This is a genomic window from Methylotetracoccus oryzae (assembly GCF_006175985.1).
In the GTDB taxonomy this organism is placed as follows: domain Bacteria; phylum Pseudomonadota; class Gammaproteobacteria; order Methylococcales; family Methylococcaceae; genus Methylotetracoccus; species Methylotetracoccus oryzae.
In genome coordinates, this window is the sequence record NZ_SRSH01000004.1 from 224,266 (window position 1) to 241,223 (window position 16,958).

Consider the following 16,958-nt stretch of genomic DNA (forward strand, 5'->3'; position numbering starts at 1 on the left):
GGTCAAGCGCCAGGAGGGGTTAGCGACAACCGTAGCAGTCGGCGGAGGGTCTCGCCCAAGGTCCCGACGTTGCGCTCCAGGTCATACTCCCGCAGGATGCGTTGACGCCCGGCCCGCCCGAGCCGTTCGCGCAATGCCGGATCATCCATCAGCAGCCCGATCGCCGCAGCGAGTCCGACGTCATCGCCGGGAGCGACCAGCAACCCGTCCTGTTCATTCTGGATGAGTTCCGGGATCCCGGTGATATGCGTGGTGACGCAGGGAATCGCCATGGCCATCGCCTCCATCAGGACTACCGGGATACCCTCGGCAAAGCTGGCGAGCGCGAAACAATCGGCCGACGCGTAATGGTCACGAATGTGGTCCTGATCGACCGGCCCGGTCAGCCGCACCGTATCAGTCAGATGGTGGCGCGCCACCCAGTCCTTGAGCAGGTTCTCGAGCGGTCCCCCGCCGACCAAGATGAGCCGCAGCGACCGGCCATCCTGCTTCAACCGGTGAATGGCACGCAACAGGATCACCGGGCCTTTCGCTTCCGACAGTCGCCCAACGGAAACGATGGTGAAGGGCTGGTCCGGCTCATTTTTGGCAACCGGTCTGAACTCGGTCGGATCCACCCCCAGGCGACAGACATGCAGCTTGTCCCAGTCGGACGGCAATGAGAGCTTCATCAGTTGGCTGCGCGCAAAGTGACTGATGCAGAGTATGAAATCGGCACCCGCAACCTTTTCGCGCAGCGCGTATCCGGGCACATCGTAAAACTCGTCCGGCCCATGCACCGTCATCGAAAAGCGAATCGGAAAGGCCTTCCGCGCCAGGAGGCCAACCGTGGCCGCCGGAGTCGCGAAATGCACGTGGAGGTGCCGGCAGTCCTGCTCGTGCATCCAGTGGCCGACCAGCAAGGCTTCCAGCCAGTAGAAGTGATTGAAGACAAGTCGGTACCAATCCCACCGGGCCAGCTTCCAGGCAAACAGCAAGGACTGCAGCGTACCCGCCGGGTGCGTCCGGAAGGCCCAGATCAAGGCCGTTGCAATCGACTTTGCGCTCTGTTGCTTCAGATAGTGCGTGGCCTGTGCCTCGGCGCGCTCGATGTTCGTCAGCTTGTCGAGCGGACGGTCGGGTGGGTTCACCGAGGCAACGCGGATAATGAAGCCCTGCCGGCGCAGCATGGCGATCTCACGCAGTATGAAGGTGTGGGAAAAAGACGGGTATTGACTGACCAGATAAGCGACAGTCGGACCCTCGGGCTTATGCATCAATGATTCAGCGGCATTCATCGGTGCAACAACTCCCCGTATAGCGCCAACGCCTGCTTGATCTTTGCATCCCAGGTGTAATGAGCCCTAACGCGTTCCAGGCCAACCCGTCCCTTGGCAGCCCACTGTGCCGGGTTCGCCGTCACCTCCTCGAAGACCTTGACCAGTTCATCAACCACCGGGGTCCGTCCCTCCGGCGGAATCGCGCGCCCGACGCCCTCATCGACGATCTCGGCCGGTCCGCCATACGCGATGGCTGCCACGGGGCGCGCGCACGCCATCGCCTCCAGCAACACCGCTCCCCCCGACTCTCGCACGGAAGGCAGCACGAACAAATGCGCAGCACCGATCAACTCGGCAACCTCCTTGGGCGACCGTTCTCCGGCGAAGGTCACGCAATCGTCCAGCCCCCGCTCTGCCACCTCACGCTGAAGTTCGCTGGCCAACGGCCCATCGCCGACCAACATCAGTTCGACCCTCTGGCGGGATCGGAAGCGTTGCACGGCCTCGAGCAACATCGTGACTCCCTTGACCGGAATCAATCGGCCTACGAAAACCAGACGGAGCGGTTGCCGCTGCGACGGGGGAGCCGGATAGCCGACAGCCCGGAAGACATCGGTGTCGACGGCATTCTCGATCATCAAGCGGCAACGGTCACGGTCGCCGGCGGGCACCGCATCGCGCGTGCTGCGGTTGGCGACCAGAATCGCGGAGGCATTCCGGGTCGACCGGCGCACGGCATTGATCAGCTTGCCCAGGTTGCGCAGCGGATAGGTCCATGCGGCCTCCGCCCGGAGTATCTCGGGAAAGTTTTCGGGATTGGTCAAACCCCCATTCCACGGTCCCAGGACCAGGGGCAGCCCGGTCCGATACAGCAGCGTCGCCGCCATCGGCGAAACCGGCGTGGGCACGTGCACGATGTCCCAAGCGCCAGCGGCCGTCCGCGCGGCGACGGCGCGCAGCGCGGCCCGGTCGTAGACGAAGTAATCGACCGAGGAAAACAGGAACACCGTGTGCTGACTATGCGGAAACAGCCGGCTCATCACTTTGTACAGGGGTCCGGCGAGCCATTCGGTGTCGACGTAGAGCACCTCGCTATCCGGCAGCGGGGCACCGGCTTCGGCCAGCGCCGTCCGGTTCCTGACGTGAGTCAGCAGTGTGACCGGAACCAGCCGGGCAAGCCGCGAATACCACTGCCAGCCTAGCTGCGAGACCGACCCCATCCCCGGTCCGCATTGATACGCCGACAGCAACACGCGTGGTGTCGATTGCGTTGCCATTTCAACCCCCAAAAGCGAAGCTCAGATGCGCTTCCACGCGATATGCATCCTTTCGAGCGCAATAGCTGCCCCCCCTGTTCATGACCGGGGGAGGCTCTGTCCGCCGGCATCCGTGTCGCCGGGCAGCAGTCGCTCCCAGAACGGCTTCATGTCATCCAGGAAAGCATTCTGCTCGAGGTAGGCCTTCACCGTATCAAATGCGCACCGGGCAATTTCGATGCGTTCGTCCGCGTGATCCAGGTAGTACCGGACCGTCTCCTCGAGATCGCTGAGATCCCATTGCACCGGCACGTAGGTCCGGTGCGCCTGAAAAATGTCCGGCCGACTCTCGATGTGATCCATGTTCGGCTTGATCAACAGCGCGCCGGCGAACGCCGCTTCATAGTCGCGCCAACACACCTCACCATAACCGAACGGGCTGAAGCAGATCTTGCTGGCGAACAACTCCTTGAAGTACTCGCTGCGTGGAACGCGCCCGCGGCTGACCAGGCGGACGCCGGAGATGCCCTCGACGACATCCAGCGCTTCCTGACGCATTCGGGTATACCACTCCGTGCCCTTGACCGCGATGCGCGCGTGCACGTCAAACGCCTTCGGCGACTCGGGAAAGTCGCCGAGGAAATAGGGAAGCATATGCGCGGAAAAACAGAAATTGGGGCCCAGCACCAATTTTCGAAAGAAGCCCGCCGGAATGCTGAAACGCGTCTCCGGCAGATCGAGGCCGTAGCGGCAGGAGAAGTAATCGGTCAGGTTGGTGTCCCCGCGAGTCGACTGTGAGTAGGCACCGCGATCCCGAAAAACCTGCTTCTTCAGATAAACGGCAACGGAGTCGTCGACGGCCTGTGCATACCGCAAATCGGTCGGCGCGAACCAGTCGAAGTAGGCGATCCTGGCCTCGGGAAAGGCCGTCCGGACCTGTTCAAGCAATTGCCGCAGCTCGTCGTCTGACAGGTCGAACCAGGTCTGCACGCAGACCACGTCGACGCGTTGCCGGGCGAACACGTGCCCTCCGGCGCGGAAAGCAGCCAGTGGCAGCTCCCGGAGTTCGATGCCGGGGGCCTGGCGCAGCGCCTTGCGATGAAAAAGAAATGGATAAAGCTGCGTGTGGCACAGTTCATTGGGCGCGCTGATCAGCAACACCCGATGCAGCGGCGAAGAACTGAAACGACGCTGGTAGCCCAGCCGATCGGTCAACCAGCGCTCAGCCGTCCACCGCCAGGGTATCAGAGCCCGCATAACTGCCGACGTCCCTATTTTTGTTATTCTCGTCCGCGAACCCGGAACAGCCGCGGGGCCATCCGAGATTCGCCGATGCCTAAACCGGGTGAAAGATTACTCCACTAAAGCGTTACGCGGTAGAGTAACCATCGCACGGGCGGACATGGCGCCTGCGCCCTCAAAGAAAAAGCGCGGAGTGCAACGTGTCAGTCGGATGCATCCGCAGATCCGTCAAGGAGGCTCAACGTGCCCGACTCGAACACATCGCCACCGCGCGCACCGGCTTCGGACTGGCCATCGGACGGACTGGAGGCTCAGCCAGCCTGCCCTGTCTGCGCGACCGCAGACCGGCAGTTGGCCCACCCGGCACTGGTCGACGGCATCTTCTTTTGCGCGCCGGGACGTTGGCAGATGTTCCGCTGTCAGGGATGCGGCTGTGGTTATCTGGATCCCCGCCCCACGCCGGCAACCATTGGCCTGGCCTACGCCAGCTACTACACACATTCGACAACCCCCGAGCCGCGCTGGCTGTCTGACGCCAGCTTTCTCGGTCGCCGTCTGCCGAGTTGGCGCAATGGTTACCTGAACCGGCGATTTCGACACTTACGCCGGCAACCCTCATCCGCACTCGGGGGGCGGCTGGCGCCGTTGTTCCCCTACGCGCGCGACTTCGCCGAGCGTGATGTACGCCATCTCCCGCCCCCCGGGGCAGAAGCGCGTCTGCTGGACATCGGCTGCGGTGACGGCAACTTTCTCCGCATTGCCGAGGCGATCGGGTATCGTGCCGAGGGGCTCGAGTTCGACCCGCAAGCCACCGCCGCGGCCTGCGCTCAGGGCCTGACGGTTCATCAAGGTGGTCTCCCCGATACCGGATTGCCCGGCGGCACTTACGATGCGGTCACGCTTAGCCAGGTGATCGAGCATGTGCACGATCCCCGGCACGCCCTGGCGGAGTGTTTGCGCCTGCTGAAACCTGGCGGAACGCTGTGGGTGGCAACGCCAAACATGGACGCACAAGGTCATGCCCGCTTCGGACCGCACTGGCGCGGTCTGGAACCCCCCCGACATCTGGTGCTGTTCACGGCCGATGCGCTGCTACGGGCCTGCACCGAAGCCGGATTCCGCAACCTATCCTTGAAGCCGATCGGTCCGGTCAGCGCGTGGTTCCTGGACGCCAGCAACCGCATCCGCACCGGGACAGCCCATCGGACCGGGACCCCGCCATTGCTGACGGAAAGGCTGGCCGCGATCTGGATGGACTGGCGGGCCTTCCGCGATCCGCGCCGCGGCGAAGAACTGATCGTGGTCGGTAACCGGCCGTTGGCATAGCCGGCCACAGCGCACGACTGCCCGTCGACGGCAGGCACCGATTACCCAGCCGTCGGCTCGGTTGCCGACGACATCGATCGAAGCGAGAATGCGCCTGCGCGCATACGGGGAGCATCGCAGCCATGGTGATCTGCATTACCGAAGACCGGACCAAGGAAGAGATCGCGGTCAAGCTGCTGCTGCTGAGCCTGGCACGCCACTGCCCCGATACCCCCATCGTCCTCACCTATCCCCCGGCGTCGCCCCAATTCGCGCGCTGGGTGGCCGCCACGATACCGGGCTGCACGCTACGCACCGCGCGCGTATCGGGAAGTTCCGGCTGGAACATCAAGGCGGACGCGTTGCTCGGACTGCTCGCAGAAGGCCACGACGAAGTCTGGTGGCTGGACTCGGACATCATCGTCACCGGGAACTTCATCGAGCGGTACCGGGATATCCCGCCCGCCACGCTGGTCGTCTGCGAGGAAGCGCTGTATGGTGCTTATCGCGACGACGGGGCCCGGACGCGCGGTTGGGGATTCCCGGTAGCCCGCTCGCTTCCCTACAGCCTGAACACCGGCGTGATGCGCGTGTCCACGCTGCATCTCGACCTGCTCAAGCGCTGGAAGGTCCTGCTGGAGGACGAGCGCTATCGGGCGGCGCAAAAGGATTTCTGGCACCGGCGCCCGATCCATCTGATGGGGGATCAAGACGTGCTAAGCGCCTTGCTCGGCGCCGAACCCTTTGCCGAGACGCCCATGTACGTCCTGCAGCGCGGCCGCGACATCCTGCAGTATTTCGGTTTTTCGGCGTATACGACACGCGAGCGCCTCGCGAACCTGCGGCATGGCCCTCCGGCGTTCATCCATTGCCAGGGCTGGAAGCCCTGGACCAGCCTCGCGCCCGAGCGGCGCGCAAGCGACATCAAGACCCGCTTGCAAAATCTCTATATCGAGCTGTCTCCCTATTCTTTTGCGGCCGAAAGCTACCGGAACCAACTGGACGCCCCGCTGCCGTGGCTGGAACACCTCAGTCCGATGGCGCGGCTGTTCCGCCTGCTGGGATTTCATCATGCGGCTCTGACCGGCCTGCCCATCGCGATGCTGATCGATCTGGTCAGGGCGGTGAAAGGCTCCGGGCGTCGGCCGGCGGGGGAACGTGCGTGAGCCAGGACAGCGGACCCGACCCGATCCCTGCCGAAGAACGCCCGCCTTCGAGCGTCGAAGATGGGCAGCGCAGCGCCCCGACAGCGGACCCGCCCAAGGGCCAATCGACCGATAACAGCCCCGCAGCGGGCGGCGCCCCGTCGCGGGTTTTCCGCAATGCCGCTGCTCAGATCGGCGGACGGGGCCTGTACCTCCTAACCCGCGTTGCACTGCCCCCGTTTATCCTCGAACACATTAGCCTGCAGGAATATGGCATCTGGGCGACCTGCTTTCTGCTGATCGGCTACATCGGCATGGGCACATTCGGTATTGCCGGCGTCTACATCCGCTACTCCGCGGAATACTATGCGCGCGGCGAAATGGAGCGCATCGGCCGGCTCGTCGGCGCCGGTATCCTGTTGACCGGAACCGTGAGCGCTGCGCTGATCATCGCACTCTACGCGTGCATGCCCATTCTGTTTCGCTGGTTTCACATCGAACCGGAACTGCAGGGCATTGCCGGCGTGTCGATCCTGAGCGTCATCGGCGCAATGCTGCTCGATCTGCTGCTGCCCTATGGCTACGTGCTCCAGGGTATCCACCGCAACGCCGAGCAAACGATCGTCAACGTTCTGAGCTTCCTACTGGAGACGGCCCTGATCGTCGTTTTCCTGATCAAAGGATGGGGACTCGCGGGACTCCTGGCTGCCTACGTACTGCGTTCGATCTTCGCGCTGATGGTCATGCTGGCCTGGTTCCCCCGCATCCTCCCCGGATTCCGCATTCGCTTTCGAGGCCTGGGGCGCGACGAGTTCCGGCTGTTCTACCGCTATGGTGGCGCGCTGCAGCTGATCGGTGTCATCGCGATGTTTCTGAATACCAGCGAACGCGCCATCGCCGGCTATCTGACCAAGGGGGTGGGCTCCGTAGGCCTGCTCGATATCGGCCAGAAGTTTCCGGTGATGATCTCCCAGATCTTCAATGCGGCAACGAACACCTATCTGTCGGCGTTCACGCATTTGCACAGCCTCGATCAGCACCAGGAGCTCCAGCGTCTTTACGTCAAGTCCTCGCGCTATCTGAACCTGCTGAACGGTTTGGCGATGGGTTTCCTGGCGCCCTTTGCCCTCGCACTGATTACCGCCTGGATGGGCAAGTCGATCCCTTACGAGGAGGCGGGCACGGTGCTGCTCTACGCGGCGCTCGGCTTTCACGTGCAGGCGCTCACCGGACCGGCAACCACCTATGCGCAGGCCACCCATCGGGTCGGCGCCACGCTGTGGTGGTTCCTGCTGCCTCAGGGTCTGGTGCTTGCGGGTGCTCTGGCCTGGATCCTGATGCGTGGAACTCCCACCGTGCTCCATATCGCCGAAGCGGCCATGTGGTCGAGAATCACCAGCAGCGTGATCGTCCTGATTTATACCGTCGGCCAGCTGAAATTGTCGTTCCTGCGCTATGTCAGGGATGTGGTTCTGGTGGGGGCACTACCCTACGGCATCGGCTACGCACTGGCCTACGCCATCGAGAGACAACTCGACCTGACCACGTTACCCCGTCTCCACTCGCTCGGCATCCTGGCCCTGACGGGCACCGGCTACCTTGTACTCACGCTGGGCTTGCTGATTGCCTTGGTGAGCACGCGCGAGGAAAGGCAAAGCCTCGGCGACCTGCTGACCCGGCGCTTGTCGCCGCGCCGCGCCTGACGATCGCCGGGGAGTATCGCAATCAATCGCCGTCAGTTCGTGACGGGATCAGTGCGGATCTGCACCGAGGGCGTCTCGAAACAGATGAGACCTACAGCACGCGACGGAAGTTGAAGGGACCGATCGCCGTGCCTCCTCCCTCGGGCGTCCGGCGAATCATGTAACTCTCCGCCCAACCCACCAGCATGAAGAACATCGGAATGGTCTGCTGTCCCATGAAGACCGTCGCGATCGCGATCGTATAGCCGACAAAGATCCCAGCGAGGGTAAATGACAGCGCGCCACCGCGAGGCCCACCCGGTGGCTGTCGCATGCCGTAAACCACCAACCGAATCATCGTTCCCAGCAACAGATAAAGAAAAGCAACCATCGCCAGACGCCCGTGCATCAGCAACAAGAGCAGATAATGATTGTCGATGGACGCCATACCGGGTATTGCTGGCCATTTGGTCAATCCCCACCCCCATAAGGGCTCCTGGGCAGCGATATCAATGTAGTCCTCGATCATCTCGTAACGGTAGGCCGAGGTCTCCTGATTGGCATCCTTGGCATTCTCTCGCCCGACCGATGCATACGCAATGAAACCGGCGGCAGCCGGTATACCCACCAATACCAGGGCGCTCAGGATGCCCACCATTGCCAGAAAACGATGGCTCTTGACCCGCCCCACCGCGGTCAGCGTCGCGCCGACAGATGATGCCAGCCAGGAACCTTTCGCCAGCGAGAAGACCAATCCACCCGTCACGATCAGCGTCAACATCCGTGCCGGCTTGATCGGCATCCATCGCCAGCGCGCCGGCCAATCGGCGGGCCACGCGCCCGTCCACTCCAGCCAGCGCTGCATCCGAAACGCGACGAGCATCATGATCCCGTTCAGCAGGGCATGCGCGTAGGGGCCGGCCGCTCTGGCCAGGCCAAAACGAAAGGTCGTCACCCAGGATTGACCCTGGCCTGGAAAAAACCGGTCGAATAACCAACGCCATGCATTGAACCCCAAGCGGGTTTCGATGACATCGACGCAAGCCACGAACGAGAAGCACAGCACGCAGACTTTCGCGAATACGACCCGCAGGCCATAAGGCTCGATCAGCCCCTTGGCAAAAACATACGGTGCGATACCGCCGAAAAGCATCCCGAAAATGAGATTTTGCGCATCCGCGTACCCGGACGCGCGATACTCCGAATAACCCACACAAAAGGCGTAAAATAGGACCCAGAGATCGGTTGCGCTGAAAACAAATCCGGGAAAGCCGGCCATCGCGTAGGCGATGAACAGACCGACACCGGCACTCTGACTGAAGTTCGGATCCGGGATGCCCGGCGTGATGGCGCGGTAGTAATCCGGCAGCAGCAGCACGACCGGCAGGTAGACGCGAAGAAACGCAAACGGCACGGAACGACGGTTCGCCAGTAGGTAGGCCAGAACACCCGGTATAAAGGTGATGTAGGAGAGCACGTCAGTTGCTGTGGCCGATATGAAATGTGGCTGCAGGCGGCCTCAAAACTCGCCCACGCCCACGCTGGGGGTTGGTCGGGGTATCAAAGTATACCCAGCCGTCGGCTCCGCGACGAACGCGCACGGCGCAGGACCCTGCTCGAAAATCAAGGTGTGGCCCGTTCGATACGTTCGGTATCCGCGGCATGAAGGAGATCGGAAGACGATGATCGCATTCACCGAACAATCACCGCGTTGGGTTCTGGCTCGAGCAGCCTGGATACTTTCGGTGGCATTGATCACGGCCGGGTGCAACCGGACCGACCCCACCCCGGAACAGCGGCCGCTGCGACTCGGCGTCAATATCGAAGGCTTGGCGTACTGGGGCACGGAGGCGGCATTCGTCAATCTGGCGAAAATGGCATCGCCCTGGCTCACGCAGTGCGACCCGCGCCAGGATCCCTATTGCGCCGACGGGCTATTCGGGGTTGCCGGCGCCAACAGCTGGAATACCAAGGAACAGGACAAACTGGACCTGGACGAAAAGGGCTACCCGAGAAGCCTCCCCGACGTCAGCCAGGGCACCGTCAACCACACCAACTTTACGTCGGTCAGCACACTGATTCCGACGGGCCTCAGCCCGCTTCGCACATCCGGCCGCTTCGTGGTGCGCTACGACGGCGAGGGACGTCTGGTCTACGGCCGCGGCGCCACGCGGAACGCGGCGCTCTCCAAGCCCGGACGGGACGTCCTCGATGTGACCACGGACGGGAATCAGACCTGGTTTCAGCTCACCATCGCCGCGACCGATCCACGCAAAAGCGGGCGCTACCTCCGCAACATACGCATCTTCCCCGAAGGTGGTGCGTGCGCCTCCGATCCCGCCCTCGCCTGCAGCATTTCGGACACCGGAGAAGCGTGCCCGAACAACGGCACTTGCCGATCCTTCGAGGACAGCGAAACCGATCAGCCCTTTCATCCCGCCTTTCTGTCGAACCTGCGCCCGTTCCGCGCGATTCGTTTCATGGCGTTCCAGAACACCAACGCCTCCTGGACCGAACGGTGGGACCAGCGGACATCGCCCGAGCGCTTCACCTGGGTTTCGGACCACGCTGATGGTGGTCCGGTCGAAATGATCGTGGCTCTCGGCAACCGAACCGGAACCGACATCTGGGTCAACATGCCCACTCGCTCGGATGATGACTATGTCCGACAGTTCGCGACCTACGTTCACGACCACCTGCAGCCGGCGCGCCGAGTCTATGTCGAATACAGCAACGAGGTCTGGAACACCGCATTCCCGGGGGGAGCGTGGGTCGAAGCCAAGGCTCTGGCGCGCTGGCCGAACGCCAAGGACACCCCTTTCGGCAAGCGCCTGCAATGGTACGGCATGCGCGCGGCCCAGATCTGCGACCTCTGGCATCAGGTCTTCGCGGCCGATTCGGCCCGCCTGAGCTGCATCATGGGTGCGCAGGCGGCGAACCCCTGGACGGCGAAACAGGCGCTGGAGTGTCCGCTGTGGGCAAGCGAAGCAGGCAATACCCCCTGCGTGAAACACGGCATACAGGGCCTCGCAGTCGCCCCGTACTTCGGTTTCTATATCGGCAACCCCAAGCATCTTCCGGCACTGCAGTCCTGGGCGCGGCAACCGGGTGGCGGACTCGACAGCGTGTTTGCCGAAGTGTTCGACGGCGGTGAATTCGATGACGGCCCGCAACAGGGCGCCTTGAGCCAAGCGAACGAGCATATGCGGCTCAGCGCGGCCGTCGCCCGCAATCATGGCCTCGAATTGGTGGCTTACGAAGGTGGTCAGCATCTGGTCGGCCTGGCCGAAACGCTCAACGACAAATCGGCGAACGAACTGCTGATGGCCGCCAACCGCGATACCCGCATGGGAGAAGCTTATGCGCTTCACCTCGACGATTGGCAGGCGGCCGGGGGCGGTCTCTACAACCTATGGAACAGCGTGTCGCCTTACACGCTCTGGGGCAGCTGGGGACTCAAGGAATATCGCGATCAGGCGGACGCTCCGAAATACGATGCGGCCGTGCGCGCGGTAGAGCGCGCCCGGGAAAAGCCGGCGCAGCCGGAACTCCCCTCGCAAGCACTCCCGTCGACTGCGATCCCCGAGAGGACCGGCCTCATGCCGCCGGCAGATCCCTCTCCAGCGTCAGCACATTGATGCCGTCCTCGACGCGATACCCGATGCGGTCCATGCAAGCTCGAATGATGGGCCAGCCGCGGCCGCGCTCCTCGGCAGAGTCCGGGAAATCTGCACCGGGCGGCAATGCCATCGGCTCTCCGCGGTCGCGGATTTCGATCCGCAGCCGGTCGCGCTCCTTGTGCCAGACGATTGTGATCGGCTGGCCCGGCTGCTGCCGGTAACCGTGCACGGCAATGTTGCTCAGCACCTCAGCCACCGCCAGCTCGATCTTCCAGGCCACCCCGCTGGCGATCTCGGTCAGATCGCACCAGGCCCGGACCGCAACGATCGCGTAATGGATAGAGCCCAGTTCGCAGGTGAACTCGAGTTGCAGCCGCACCGACGCCGCAACACCATCCGGCACGGCCCCGATCGCTTCCTTTTCCGTGCTCATGGGCGCTCCAGGACCAGCAAGCTGATGTCGTCGTCGAACTCCGCGACGCCCCGCCATGCGAGCAGCTCGGCTCGAACAGCCGGGATCAGCTGTTCGAGGCTCCGGCCGGCATGCGTGAGCAGCAGGCGCTCCAGCCGTTCCACGCCATACGCTTCGCCCTCGGCGTTACAGCACTCGACGATCCCGTCGGAGTAGAGGACCAGCCGATCCCCCGGTGTCATCTGCAGCTGGATCTCGTCATAGGGCAGATCCGGGAAAAAGCCGATCGCGAACCCGCCGGACCCCACGTGACGAGCGCCGCCGCCATCGCCCCGAACCAGTACCGGCGGCGGATGCCCCGCCTGAACGAAGGTAACGTTACCGGATGGATGATGAATCAGCCCGTAGATCATCGTGAAATAGATGTCACGATCGTCAGCCGACGCGAAATGGGCATTGAGTTCGGCGGCAACCTGAGCCGGAGGCGTCAGAGTAAAGTACGGGGGCGACGTGCTCGGGCGTTTCAGCAAGCTGTAATTTTCCCCGCTGGGGGTAAGGATCTGCGCGACCGAAAAGGAAAACAGCGCCGACGGTACGCCGTGACCGGACACATCGAGGATGAAGAACGCCAGATGGTCTGCGTCCAGTTCGAAGTAGCCGAACATGTCGCCGGCCAGCATCTGCGCCGGCAGGAAGAGCCCATCGCTGCGGATTCCACCGATGGTCGCCGGAGACGGCAGCAACGACTGCTGCAACTTCGCCGCCGCATCGATGTCGCGGCACAGTGTGCTGTAGATCTTGTTGGCACCGTCGAGCTCGCGGTAGACACTGTCATACCGCTGCTGCAACTCGTTGTTGAAATGTTCCAGCGCCCGGTTCTTCTCAGCGAGTTGTGCCTGCAGTTCGATGAGGCGCTGACCGGCCCTGATCCGGACCTTGAGCTCTTCCGGATCGACCGGTTTGACCAGGAAGTCGTCAGCCCCCGCATCCATGCCGTCGATCAACGACTGTTTGTCGTTGCGTCCCGTCAGCAGGATGAAATAGGTGTAGGGGCGGCTCGTATCCGCCCGCAGCCAGCGGCACAGATCGATGCCGTCCATGCCCTCCATGTTCCAGTCGCAAAGCACCAGGGCCACGGATCGCTGCCGGAGGATCGCCTGCGCCTCGAGACCATCGCGCGCTTCGATGACGTCGAACTGCAGGGTTCGCAAGCGAAGCCCGATCAGCAACAGCGTCGTGGGATCGTCGTCGACGAGCAGGATTTCCATGGCACGGGTCAGCGCGAGTGCGGGTTGGCCCCCCGCATTACAGCACGGGCCGGGATACCGACAACCGTCTCGCCGGCGGCGACGTCACGGGTGACGACCGCGTTGGCGCCGACGACCGCCCCGTCGCCGATCGTGACACCCGGCAGCACCATCACGCCCCGTCCGATCCACGCGTTGCGCCCAATCCGTATCGGCTTTGCGACGTGGCCCGTGTCGCGCGGCGACTCGCCTGGGACGACACGGTGATTGGCATCGCGGAGGCTTGTGTACTCGCCGATCATCGCCCCATCGCCGATGCTGATCTCCTCGAACGCGACGATGTGCACCCCGCGTGAGATCACGACACCATCGCCGATGCGGATGTGCCCGGCCCCCTGCGTCTCCAGATAAAGGTCCCGGTAAAGGTAAAGATGCTTGCCGAAAGTCATCGCCCGCGTGCCATGCAGCTCGGGGCAACCCAGGACCACGGTCGTTGGATCGAGCCGACCGCCCAGGGCGAGGTCCAGCCGGGCGTAGGCCCACAGCCGCCCTGCCCCGTCCAGCCGTCCTCTCAGCCACGCCAGCGGCACCAGCAACCGGGCAAGCAGACGTTTCGGGTCAACGGCCATGGCTTATTTGTACTCGATCAGGAACCGGGGCTGCCCGCGCCAGTGGTCCCACCAGTAGCTGAGCTGGCCCAGTGCGATCGGGATCTGCTGGAGATGCGAATGGACGCCGTAGCACACCAGGGTCAGCAGGTCGCGCGACTTCCAGCGCGCCTTGTAGGCTGAGCGAAGCACCAGGCCCAGCGCCAGCGTCGCGGCCAGGAGGATCGGCCACCACGCACCGACCAAAAGGGCCATGACCGGCGCAGCGCCCCCCAGTGCGAGCAGCACCGCCGCGTGGATCAGGTTGCGGCGCGCATCGCGAAGCCACAGCGGAAACGCCGTATGCTTAAGGCGTTGCGAAACCTCGGCATACGCATAGCCCGCGCGCACCGCGCGCTTCCAATAAGCCGGCCACCGCTCGATCGCAAGATCGTGGCGCGTCATCGGCTGGTCGACATGCAGAATCGTCAGGCCACGCGCGCGGATGCGCTGGCACAGCTCCGGCTCCTCACCGGCTATGAGTTCCTCGGAAAAGCCGCCGACCGCTTCGAGTACCTTGCGTCGCATCAGTGCGTCTCCCCCGCAGAAATCGGACGGCCCCGGTGGATAGATCCAGTCCAGGTCCATGACCCGATTGTAGACGGACGCCTCCGGCCTGACTTCGCGCCGATGGCCCCAGACCACGGCCACAGTAGGATCCTCGAATTCCGCCACAGCCCGTTCGACAAACCCCGGCTCCAGCAGCGTGTCGCCATCCAGAAACAGGACGTTCTCGGCGGCAGCCGAACGCCAGCCGGCATTACGGCCGATGGCGGCACTGGGGCGGGTCGGACGAACGGTGATGACGTTCGCACCGAACGAGCGAGCCCTGTCCGGACTGCCGTCATGCGAGGCCGAGTCCACGTAGATGATTTCGACGGAACCGATCGCGGCAGTCGCCAGGCGGATCGACTGCAGGCAACGAACCAGCCGTTCACCTTCGTTGCGACCGATCACTACCACCGAAAGCGAAGGGGGCATATTCATCGCATCACCAGATTCAACGGTCACGCCGGAACGGATGGGGAACCGAGGTTCTTGATCGCTGCGGCTTCCGCCTCCTCGAAGTCGCGCACCATTTTGGCATAGTAGCCACCGGCCCAGGTCACCTCAAGGTGCGTGACGATGAAGCTGATGGCCTTCGGGCGGGCGCGTTCCAGGATAGTCGCCGCCCGCTTGAGTTCGCCGGGCATGACCTGCATCGCACCGATCAACAGCAGCGTCAGATCGGCTGATCCAGCAAGGTATTCCACATCCGCCGACAACAGCACCGGCGGCGCATCGAGCAGGATGACCCCGTACTGCTGCTTCAGTTCCGCCAGCAAGGCGTCCAGCTTGTGGTAGCCAAACAAATGAGCCTCGGGTGTCAGCCCGATCCCGAGCCGGTCCGGCAAGGCCCCCTCCGCCGGGACGATCGCCGACGCCGCCGGCACATCGGCGGCGAGCACGTCGAACAAACCGTCATGCGTGGCCGAGACGCGATACCTCGCATCGGGCTGAACCGGATTGACCTCCACGACCAAGGCCCGGACGCCGAACAGGTCGAATTCCCGGGCAAGGTCGAAAGCCAGGGACGTCACGCCTGCGCCTGCCTTGACCGAGGTCATCAGCATCACATCGGCTCCCTGTTCGCGTCGTTCGCGCTCCAGCGCGAGGCTCAAGCGCCGCTTCTGGTCGGCCAGGACGCGCCGAATGGCCGTGCTGGACGAGTCCGCCAGCAGCGACGCCAATGGCGCATGGCCCAGGATCTTGTGCACCTGACCCGCGGTACGGATCCGGCGATCCAACAAGTCGATCAGGATGGGAACGCCCAACCCCAACGCCAGCGCGGCGAGCAGCGACATCATGACCGGCTTTTTCTTCCCGCCGCCGATCGGGATCTCGGGTGGGCGGGCGGGGCTCTCCATACGGATGAATCCGGGCGCGTTCGATTCGAGTTCCAGAAAACCGACGCGCTTGTCGATCGCGTCGAGCTGGGTGCGGTCGCGTTCTATCTCGTCCGTCAGGCGGACACCCTCGTCGTAGCGCTCGGCAAACCATGAGGCTTTTTGACGACTTTGGTCCAGTTGTTCAGTCAATTGCCGTTCGATCTGGCGTGTCAGGCGAGCCTCCGACAGGCGCTGTTCCAACAGCATCGATCTGACCGCTTCGGTCACCTTTTTCGTCTCGCTCCCCAACTCGACATCGATCTCGTCGATCTCGCCTTTCACTTGCGCATAGATCGGATGCTCCGCGTTCAGTCCGCTAAAAGCTTCCAGCAATTTCGTCCGGCGCTGATTCAGATTGGATTTCAACGTAAACAGCCCACCATCCTTGGCGACGAGTTCGCTGGTCGCAGCGGCCAGGGCAGCTGCCCCATCCTTGTTGCGCGTCACATCGAAGGCATCGGCGCGCGCCTCGGCCTCCATACGGTCACGCTGCGCGGCTGCCAGGGCATTGCGGCTGTCCGCCAGCAACTGGTCGAAGGGATTGACGCCGTTGTCCGAAAATGTGGTGACCCCAAGTTCCTGCGCGATTTCCAAACGGCGCTTGTTGCTCTTGGCGATGGCATCGACCAGAGCCTGGCGCTGAGTCCGCAGGTTGGCCAGACGCTGATCGGCGGCATAGAACAGATCCTCGCCACGGACTTTGTCGAGGTAGGTTTCCACGACCGAATTCATGACTTCGTCGAGCCCCTCCTTCTGATTGGATTGCAACTCGACCGTGATCAGGTAGGTGTCCTTGACCGCCTTAATCACCAGGGCGGCCTGCAGACGTTCGGCCGCGCGCCGCTCGGTTTCGCCCGGGAGTTGCCACACCTTACGTCGTTCGCCCATCCGCTGCAGCGCGTCGACGAGAATGTCGTAACGGCCAATGGTGCGCGACTGCTGTTCGACGAACTGGCGGTAGGCTTGGTAGGACGCGATCTCCTGCCCGCTGCCTTCCTGCAGAATGTTGACGAAGCGGGGCGCGACGTAGATAACGGCGGTGACGGAATACAGCGGCTCGCCTTTGAGCCATGCCATCGGCACCCCGACGGCCAGAATAGTCAGCACTAGGGCCAACGCAAGTTTCCAGCGTTTGCGCAGACTGTGCAGCGGCATGAAGGTGCCGGTCGGAACGATGACCAACGTCGGCTCGCTAGGCGATGGACTGCTCATCCC

Annotated in this window: 13 protein-coding genes; 4 read left to right on the forward strand and 9 right to left on the reverse strand. The window is 63.2% G+C overall.

All coding sequences use genetic code 11. The features are described 5' to 3' along the window. Positions 1-2: 2 nt before the first annotated feature. The 3 genes from BWR02_RS06215 to BWR02_RS06225 form a co-directional block, all read right to left on the reverse strand. Positions 3-1,277: a glycosyltransferase gene (locus BWR02_RS06215; protein ID WP_236101977.1), complete on the reverse strand. Its 1,275-nt coding sequence runs from the start codon at positions 1,275-1,277 to the stop codon at positions 3-5. After that, entirely contained in the window at positions 1,274-2,536 is a 1,263-nt protein-coding gene (locus tag BWR02_RS06220) for a glycosyltransferase family 4 protein (protein WP_139556873.1), read from the reverse strand. The genes BWR02_RS06215 and BWR02_RS06220 overlap by 4 nt, the downstream gene beginning before the upstream one ends. Positions 2,537-2,614: 78 nt before the next feature. Beyond that, entirely contained in the window at positions 2,615-3,772 is a 1,158-nt protein-coding gene (locus BWR02_RS06225; RefSeq protein ID WP_139556874.1) for a glycosyltransferase, read from the reverse strand. Between the two features lie 228 nt (positions 3,773-4,000). Between BWR02_RS06225 and BWR02_RS06230 the strand changes: the two genes are divergently transcribed. The 3 genes from BWR02_RS06230 (at position 4,001) to BWR02_RS06240 (ending at position 7,910) form a co-directional block, all read left to right on the forward strand. Next, positions 4,001-5,083 carry a class I SAM-dependent methyltransferase gene (locus BWR02_RS06230; RefSeq protein ID WP_139556875.1) on the forward strand — a complete coding sequence of 361 codons (1,083 nt, stop codon included), beginning with the start codon at positions 4,001-4,003 and terminating at the stop codon, positions 5,081-5,083. A gap of 122 nt (positions 5,084-5,205) precedes the next feature. Next, positions 5,206-6,228: a nucleotide-diphospho-sugar transferase gene (locus BWR02_RS06235; protein ID WP_139556876.1), complete on the forward strand. Its 1,023-nt coding sequence runs from the start codon at positions 5,206-5,208 to the stop codon at positions 6,226-6,228. Next, the gene (locus tag BWR02_RS06240) at positions 6,225-7,910 is read left to right on the forward strand and encodes a lipopolysaccharide biosynthesis protein (protein WP_139556877.1); all 1,686 of its coding nucleotides are present in this window, start codon (positions 6,225-6,227) and stop codon (positions 7,908-7,910) included. Before BWR02_RS06235 ends, BWR02_RS06240 begins: the two co-directional genes overlap by 4 nt. A 91-nt stretch (positions 7,911-8,001) precedes the next feature. On the opposite strand, the gene BWR02_RS06245 is transcribed toward BWR02_RS06240, so the two are convergent. Next, a complete protein-coding gene (locus tag BWR02_RS06245) occupies positions 8,002-9,366 on the reverse strand; it encodes an O-antigen ligase family protein (RefSeq protein WP_139556878.1) in 1,365 nt (454 codons plus the stop codon). 205 nt (positions 9,367-9,571) lie between these two features. Here BWR02_RS06245 and BWR02_RS06250 point away from each other — a divergent pair, with 205 nt between their 5' ends. After that, positions 9,572-11,527, forward strand: a complete 1,956-nt coding sequence (locus BWR02_RS06250) for a cellulose-binding protein (protein ID WP_139556879.1) — start codon at positions 9,572-9,574, stop codon at positions 11,525-11,527. On the opposite strand, the gene BWR02_RS06255 is transcribed toward BWR02_RS06250, so the two are convergent. From BWR02_RS06255 to BWR02_RS06275, 5 genes are read right to left on the reverse strand one after another with little or no spacing between them, the layout of a single operon-like run. Next, the gene (locus BWR02_RS06255) at positions 11,487-11,942 is read right to left on the reverse strand and encodes an ATP-binding protein (RefSeq protein WP_162560043.1); all 456 of its coding nucleotides are present in this window, start codon (positions 11,940-11,942) and stop codon (positions 11,487-11,489) included. The two genes, BWR02_RS06250 and BWR02_RS06255, sit on opposite strands and share 41 nt — an antisense overlap. Next, positions 11,939-13,189 carry a PP2C family protein-serine/threonine phosphatase gene (locus tag BWR02_RS06260; RefSeq protein ID WP_139556881.1) on the reverse strand — a complete coding sequence of 417 codons (1,251 nt, stop codon included), beginning with the start codon at positions 13,187-13,189 and terminating at the stop codon, positions 11,939-11,941. The genes BWR02_RS06255 and BWR02_RS06260 overlap by 4 nt, the downstream gene beginning before the upstream one ends. An 8-nt stretch (positions 13,190-13,197) precedes the next feature. Beyond that, a complete protein-coding gene (locus BWR02_RS06265; protein ID WP_139556882.1) occupies positions 13,198-13,797 on the reverse strand; it encodes an acyltransferase in 600 nt (199 codons plus the stop codon). A 3-nt stretch (positions 13,798-13,800) separates the two neighbouring features. Beyond that, entirely contained in the window at positions 13,801-14,802 is a 1,002-nt protein-coding gene (locus BWR02_RS06270; RefSeq protein ID WP_139556883.1) for a glycosyltransferase family 2 protein, read from the reverse strand. 20 nt (positions 14,803-14,822) lie between these two features. Next, positions 14,823-16,955, reverse strand: coding sequence for a GumC family protein (locus tag BWR02_RS06275; protein ID WP_201276179.1), 2,133 nt, complete (start codon positions 16,953-16,955; stop codon positions 14,823-14,825). Positions 16,956-16,958 lie beyond the last annotated feature (3 nt).